Annotated in this window: 4 protein-coding genes; all 4 read left to right on the top strand. The window is 52.9% G+C overall.

Annotation, left to right across the window (positions count from 1 at the left end; genetic code table 11):
• Positions 1-487: 487 nt before the first annotated feature.
• The 4 genes from pdhR to lpdA all read left to right on the top strand — a co-directional run bounded on the left by pdhR (position 488) and on the right by lpdA (position 7,191).
• Entirely contained in the window at positions 488-1,252 is a 765-nt protein-coding gene (gene pdhR / locus BBW68_RS04990) for a pyruvate dehydrogenase complex transcriptional repressor PdhR (RefSeq protein ID WP_070134267.1), read from the top strand.
• Positions 1,253-1,392: 140 nt separating this feature from the next.
• A complete protein-coding gene (aceE, locus tag BBW68_RS04985) occupies positions 1,393-4,056 on the top strand; it encodes a pyruvate dehydrogenase (acetyl-transferring), homodimeric type (RefSeq protein ID WP_070134266.1) in 2,664 nt (887 codons plus the stop codon).
• 14 nt (positions 4,057-4,070) lie between these two features.
• On the top strand, positions 4,071-5,597 hold the full coding sequence (aceF, locus tag BBW68_RS04980) for a dihydrolipoyllysine-residue acetyltransferase (protein ID WP_070134265.1): 1,527 nt from the start codon (positions 4,071-4,073) through the stop codon (positions 5,595-5,597).
• A 166-nt stretch (positions 5,598-5,763) separates the two neighbouring features.
• Positions 5,764-7,191, top strand: coding sequence for a dihydrolipoyl dehydrogenase (gene lpdA, locus BBW68_RS04975; protein WP_070134268.1), 1,428 nt, complete (start codon positions 5,764-5,766; stop codon positions 7,189-7,191).
• The last annotated feature ends 109 nt before the right edge of the window (positions 7,192-7,300 follow it).

Genomic DNA, 7,300 nt, shown 5'->3' with positions numbered 1-7,300 from the left:
TTATTATCTGAATTCGCGACCTCGTTTTTATACTTCTCGAAAATGTATTAAAATCTTTACGCTGTGGTGTAAGCGAAAAAAGGGCAAAACCCATCCTGGCGAAGAGAATAGTGTTAGGTGCTCCCTATTGCACTCGCTTTTGCTTTCTGTGCGAAATAATGCCAAAAAAATCAACGTTCGTTCTCACTCTTCACATTCCATTATTTGGCACAAACCGGAGCGAATGACGAATAACATTCTCTTATAGTGCTTTCAGATTTTATCCACTAAGCCGCTACCACCTTTCCCCAAAATTACCAAATTTAACATTTACCGCGCTGTTTCAGCTGGAGGGATGCGGGTGCCTGTTGTCTGATGAGGAACGAGACGACGGTCTGCTTTCAGTCGGTTGCCATATGGACATCAGGTGAGTACTTTGTTACTTTACGGGCTCCTTTCAGAAATTGGTATTACCAATTTACTTTAGCAAATCGTAGAAGAAGGGATAATGGCATACAGTAAGATCCGTCAACCAAAGCTCTCTGATGCCATCGAGCAACAGCTCGAGTCGCTGATTATGGAAGGGACACTGCATCCCGGAGAGAAACTGCTGCCCGAGCGTGAGCTTGCCGTGCGGTTTGATGTCTCCCGTCCTTCCCTGCGTGAAGCTATCCAGCGTCTGGAAGCCAAAGGGTTGTTGCTGCGCCGTCGGGGCGGTGGCACCTTCGTCCAGAACAGCCTGTGGAAAAGCCTGAGCGACCCGCTCGTTGAATTACTTGCCGGCCATCCTGAATCCCAGTTCGACCTGCTGGAAACGCGTCACGCGCTGGAAGGGATTGCCGCCTATTACGCCGCACTGCGCGGCACTGACGAAGACCTAGTGCGCATCCGCGACTGCCACATGCAGATCCAGACCGCCCAGCAGAGCGGCGATCTGGACGCTGAAGCCAATGCGCTGATGCAGTATCAGGTTGCTGTCACAGAAGCCGCCCATAATGTCGTGCTTTTGCATTTATTGCGCAGCATGGGGCCGATGCTGGAACAGAACGTCAGACAGAACTTCGAAATGCTTTACTCGCGCCGTGAAATACTGGCGCAGGTGAGTGAACACCGCGCCAGTATTTTTGAGGCGATTGTGGCATGCGAGCCGGAACAGGCGCGCGAAGCTTCACACCGCCATCTGGCGTTTATCGAGGAAATATTGCTGGACAGAAGTCGGGAGCAAAGTCGTAGAGAGCGCTCCATGCGACGTTTACAGCAACGTAAGGACTAACGTGTAAAAATAACGCGGCAGATACCGATAAAGGTATAAACGACGGGCCTGTCTCTCTGTGTTTTGCAATGAGTCAGAGTACAGAGAGATAGGCTCCAGACAATTCAACGTAATTAGACACAGATAAGGAATACCCCCCCATGTCAGAACGTTTAAACAATGACGTGGATCCGATCGAAACTCGCGACTGGCTAGAAGCGATCGAATCGGTCATCCGTGAAGAAGGTGTTGAGCGCGCACAGCATCTTATCGACCAGGTCCTGAACGAAGCACGTAAAGGCGGCGTTAAAGTGGCAGCCGGTGCTGGAGCCAATAACTACGTCAACTCTATTGCTGTTGAAGATGAGCCGGAATACCCGGGCAACACCTCTTTAGAGCGCCGTATCCGTTCCTTAATTCGCTGGAATGCCATCATGACCGTGCTGCGTGCTTCCAAGAAAGATTTGGAACTGGGTGGCCATATGTCCTCCTTCCAGTCTTCCGCAACCGTGTATGAAGTGTGCTTTAATCACTTCTTCCGCGCGCGTACCGAAAAAGACGGCGGCGATCTGGTTTACTTCCAGGGCCACATCTCTCCAGGCGTGTACGCACGTGCGTTCCTTGAAGGTCGCCTGACCGAAGAGCAGATGAATAACTTCCGTCAGGAAGTGCACGGTAAAGGCCTTTCTTCTTACCCGCACCCGAAACTGATGCCTGACTTCTGGCAGTTCCCGACCGTTTCCATGGGCCTAGGTCCATTGGGTGCGATCTACCAGGCGAAGTTCCTGAAATATCTGGAACACCGCGGCCTGAAAGACACCTCTCAACAGACCGTTTACGCCTTCCTCGGTGACGGTGAGATGGATGAGCCGGAATCCAAAGGTGCAATCACCATCGCGACCCGTGAAAAACTGGATAACCTAGTCTTCATTATCAACTGTAACCTGCAGCGCTTGGATGGCCCGGTCACCGGTAACGGCAAGATCATCAACGAACTGGACGGCATCTTCGGTGGCGCTGGCTGGGAAGTGATCAAAGTGATCTGGGGCGATCGTTGGGATGCGCTGCTGCGTAAAGATACCAGTGGTAAACTGGTGCAGCTGATGAACGAAACCGTTGACGGTGACTACCAGACCTTCAAATCGAAAAACGGCGCTTACGTGCGTGAGCACTTCTTCGGTAAATATCCGGAAACCGCAGAGCTGGTGAAAGATATGACCGACGACGAGATCTGGTCACTGAACCGTGGCGGTCACGATCCGAAGAAAGTCTATGCCGCGCTGAAAAAAGCGCAGGATACCAAAGGTAAACCTGTGGTGATCCTAGCTCACACCGTCAAAGGTTACGGTATGGGTGAGACCGCGGAAGGCAAAAACATCGCGCACCAGGTTAAGAAAATGAACCACGAAGGCGTGCGTTACATCCGTGACCGTTTCAACGTGCCAGTCAGCGATGAAGAGATCGAAAACCTGCCTTACGTGACCTTCGCTGAAGGCTCAGAAGAGCACATTTACCTGCACGGTCAGCGCCAAAAGCTGGGTGGCTACCTGCCAACCCGCGAAGCGAAATTCAGCGAGAAGCTGGAAATGCCTGCACTGGAAGATTTCCGTCAGCTGCTGGATGAACAGAACAAAGAGATCTCGACCACTATCGCCTTCGTGCGTGCCCTGAACGTGATGCTGAAGAACCCGTCGATCAAAGATCGCTTGGTACCAATCATCGCTGATGAAGCGCGTACCTTCGGTATGGAAGGTCTGTTCCGTCAGATCGGTATCTACAGCCCGAACGGTCAGCAGTACATCCCGCAGGACCGTGAGCAGGTTGCTTACTACAAAGAAGACGAGAAAGGTCAGATCCTGCAGGAAGGCATCAACGAACTGGGTGCAGGCGCATCGTGGCTAGCGGCGGCAACGTCTTATAGCACCAACAACCTGCCAATGATCCCGTTCTACATCTACTACTCCATGTTCGGTTTCCAGCGTATCGGCGACCTGTGCTGGGCAGCAGGTGACCAGCAGGCTCGTGGCTTCTTGGTGGGCGGTACTTCTGGTCGTACCACGCTGAACGGTGAAGGCCTGCAGCACGAAGATGGTCACAGCCACATTCAGTCGCTGACTATCCCGAACTGTATCTCTTACGATCCAGCGTACGCTTACGAAATCGCGGTCATCATGCATGACGGTCTGGTACGCATGTACGGTGACGCGCAGGAAAACGTCTACTACTACATCACCACGCTGAATGAAAATTACCACATGCCAGCCATGCCGACCGGTGCCGAAGAGGGTATACGTAAAGGTATCTACAAACTCGACACCATCGCGGGTAGCAAAGGTAAAGTTCAGCTGCTGGGTTCAGGCTCTATCCTGCGTCACGTGCGTGATGCGGCAGAGATCCTGGCGAAAGATTACGGCGTTGGTTCTGACATCTACAGCGTAACCTCCTTCACCGGACTGGCCCGTGACGGTCAGGACTGTGAGCGCTGGAACATGCTGCATCCAACAGAAGAAGCACGCGTACCGTACATCGCTCAGGTGATGAACGATGCACCAGCCGTGGCTTCCACTGACTATATGAAACTGTTCGCCGAGCAGGTGCGCAGCTATATTCCTGTCAGCGATTACCGCGTGCTGGGTACAGACGGCTTTGGTCGTTCAGACAGTCGCGAGAACCTGCGTCACCACTTCGAAGTGGACGCGTCTTACGTGGTCGTAGCGGCCTTGGGTGAATTGGCTAAACGTGGCAAAATCGACAAGAAAGTGGTTGCAGATGCCATCGCCAAGTTCGAGATCGATGCAGATAAAGTTAACCCGCGTCTGGCATAAGAGGTAAGAGAGTAATGGCTATCGAAATTAATGTACCGGACATCGGCGCGGACGAAGTTGAAGTCACCGAGATCTTGGTCAAGGTTGGCGATAAGGTTGAAGTCGAGCAGTCGCTGATTGTGGTAGAAGGTGATAAAGCCTCTATGGAAGTCCCGTCTCCGCAGGCTGGCGTGGTGAAAGAGATCAAGATCTCTACCGGCGACAAAGTTGAGACCGGCAAACTGATTATGATCTTTGAAGCGGAAGGCTGTGCTGCGGCACCGGCTCCAGCCGAAGATAAGAAAAAAGAAGCGGCCCCGGCGGCTGCGGCTCCCGCTGCGGCCAGCGGTGCAAAAGACGTTAATGTACCGGACATCGGCGGCGACGAAGTCGAAGTCACCGAGATCATGGTTAAAGTTGGCGACAAAGTTGAAGCTGAGCAGTCGATCCTCACCGTTGAAGGCGACAAAGCCTCAATGGAAGTTCCGGCACCGTTCGCGGGTACCGTGAAAGAGATTAAAATTGCCACCGGCGATAAAGTCAGCACCGGCTCTCTGGTGATGGTGTTCGAAGTGGAAGGTGCTGCTCCGGCTGCCCCTGTCCCTGCTAAAGCGGAAGCGAAGTCTGATTTCGCAGAAAACGATGCCTACGTGCATGCCACCCCGGTGATCCGCCGTCTGGCACGCGAATTTGGTGTAAACTTGGCGAAAGTCAAAGGCACCGGACGTAAAGGCCGTATTCTGAAAGAAGACGTGCAGAGCTACGTGAAAGATGCGGTGAAACGCGTTGAAGCCCCTTCTGCCGCTGGCGGCGGTCTGCCTAGCATGCTGCCATGGCCGAAAGTGGACTTTAGCAAGTTCGGTGAAATCGAAGAAGTCAAGCTGGGCCGCATCCAGAAAATTTCTGGTGCTAACCTGAGCCGCAACTGGGTGATGATCCCACACGTGACTCACTTCGATAAAACCGACATCACCGAGCTGGAAGCGTTCCGCAAGCAGCAGAACGCCGAAGCCGAGAAGCGTAAGCTGGACGTTAAGTTCACCCCGGTGGTGTTCATCATGAAAGCGGTCGCGGCTGCGCTTGAGCAGATGCCACGCTTCAACAGCTCGCTGTCTGAAGATGGTCAGAAACTGACGCTGAAAAAATACATCAACATCGGTGTGGCGGTTGATACGCCAAATGGTCTGGTAGTTCCGGTGTTTAAAGATGTGAACAAGAAAGGCATTACCGAGCTTTCGCGTGAACTGATGGCTATCTCCAAAAAAGCGCGTGATGGCAAGCTGACCGCAGGCGAAATGCAGGGCGGTTGCTTCACCATCTCCAGCCTAGGCGGTATCGGGACAACTCACTTTGCGCCAATCGTTAACGCGCCGGAAGTGGCTATCCTCGGTGTCTCCAAATCCGCGATGGAGCCAGTCTGGAACGGTAAAGAGTTCATGCCGCGTCTGATGATGCCGATGTCGCTTTCCTTCGACCACCGCGTAATCGATGGTGCTGACGGTGCGCGTTTCATCACCATCATCAACAATGCACTGGCCGACATTCGCCGTCTGGTGATGTAACCCTTAACAAGGCTGGCAAAAGCCGGCTTTGTTGTAAGATGTTGTAATGATTCGTGGCGCCGCGGTTTGCAGTTTATTAACAATTTTTGCGGTGAACGCGTTCCGGTGGAAGAAGGACGTTGAAATTCAAAGCCTGACCCGCCGGACAATCAATTAAGAGGTCATGATGAGTACAGAAATTAAAACTCAGGTCGTGGTACTTGGGGCAGGTCCTGCAGGCTATTCTGCAGCCTTCCGTGCAGCGGATTTAGGTCTGGAGACCGTGATCGTTGAGCGTTACAGCACCTTGGGTGGTGTCTGTCTGAATGTCGGCTGTATCCCTTCTAAAGCCCTGCTGTACGTGGCGAAGGTGATTGAAGAAGCTAAAGCGCTGGAAGCTCACGGCATCGTTTTCGGCAAGCCACAGATCGATGTTGATAAAATCCGCAGTTGGAAAGAGAAAGTGATCGGTCAGCTGACCGGTGGCTTGGCCGGCATGGCTAAAGGACGTAAAGTGAACGTAGTCAACGGCCTGGGTAAATTTACCGGTGCAAATACACTGGTTATGGAAAATGAGAAGGGTGAAACCACCACTATCACTTTCGACAATGCTATTATCGCGGCGGGTTCCCGCCCCATTCAGCTGCCATTCATTCCGCACGAAGACCCACGCGTTTGGGACTCTACCGATGCGCTGGAGCTGAAATCTGTCCCAGAACGTCTGCTGGTTATGGGCGGCGGTATCATCGGTCTGGAGATGGGCACTGTGTATCACGCGCTCGGCTCACAGATTGACGTGGTAGAAATGTTTGATCAGGTAATCCCGGCTGCCGACAAAGACGTGGTGAAAGTCTTCACCAAGCGTATCGGTAAGCAGTTCAACCTGATGCTGGAAACCAAAGTCACCGCGGTAGAAGCAAAAGAAGACGGCATCTACGTAACCATGGAAGGCAAAAAAGCCCCTGCAGAACCACAGCGTTACGACGTGGTGCTGGTGGCAATTGGCCGCGTACCGAACGGTAAAGGTCTGGATGCAGGCAAAGCTGGCGTGGAAGTGGACGACCGTGGTTTTATCCGCGTCGACAAGCAGATGCGTACCAACGTGCCGCACATCTTTGCTATCGGCGACATCGTCGGTCAGCCAATGCTGGCACACAAAGGCGTGCATGAAGGCCACGTGGCGGCAGAAGTGATTTCTGGTAAGAAACACTACTTCGACCCGAAAGTGATCCCATCGATTGCCTATTCTGAGCCAGAAGTTGCTTGGGTCGGTCTGACCGAGAAAGAAGCGAAAGAGAAAGGCATCAGCTATGAAACCGCCACTTTCCCGTGGGCAGCTTCAGGCCGTGCTATCGCTTCCGACTGTGCAGACGGCATGACCAAACTGATCTTCGACAAAGAGACTCACCGCGTGATCGGTGGTGCGATTGTCGGCACCACCGGCGGCGAGCTGCTGGGTGAAATCGGTCTGGCCATCGAGATGGGTTGTGACGCTGAAGATCTGGCGCTGACCATCCACGCTCACCCAACCCTGCACGAATCGGTTGGCCTAGCGGCGGAAATCTTCGAAGGCAGCATCACCGACCTGCTAAACCCGAAAGCGGAAAAGAAATAATTCGCTGACCTGTCAGAAACGGCTCCTGCGGGGGCCATTTTGCTTGGAATTATGGTCATTTATGGTGTATGGGGATTCGAGGAAAGTGGCGTATCCTGCTGATTGATTT

The organism is Candidatus Erwinia dacicola, assembly GCF_001756855.1.
In the GTDB taxonomy this organism is placed as follows: Bacteria; Pseudomonadota; Gammaproteobacteria; order Enterobacterales; family Enterobacteriaceae; genus Erwinia; species Erwinia dacicola.
This window is presented reverse-complemented; position numbering and strand designations above follow the sequence as displayed.

Bases quoted from the DNA above. Each gene is read 5' to 3' on its own strand.
- pdhR (WP_070134267.1), top strand. From the start codon at position 488: ATGGCATACAGTAAGATCCGTCAACCAAAGCTCTCTGATGCCATCGAG.
- aceE (WP_070134266.1), top strand. From the start codon at position 1,393: ATGTCAGAACGTTTAAACAATGACGTGGATCCGATCGAAACTCGCGAC.
- aceF (WP_070134265.1), top strand. From the start codon at position 4,071: ATGGCTATCGAAATTAATGTACCGGACATCGGCGCGGACGAAGTTGAA.
- lpdA (WP_070134268.1), top strand. From the start codon at position 5,764: ATGAGTACAGAAATTAAAACTCAGGTCGTGGTACTTGGGGCAGGTCCT.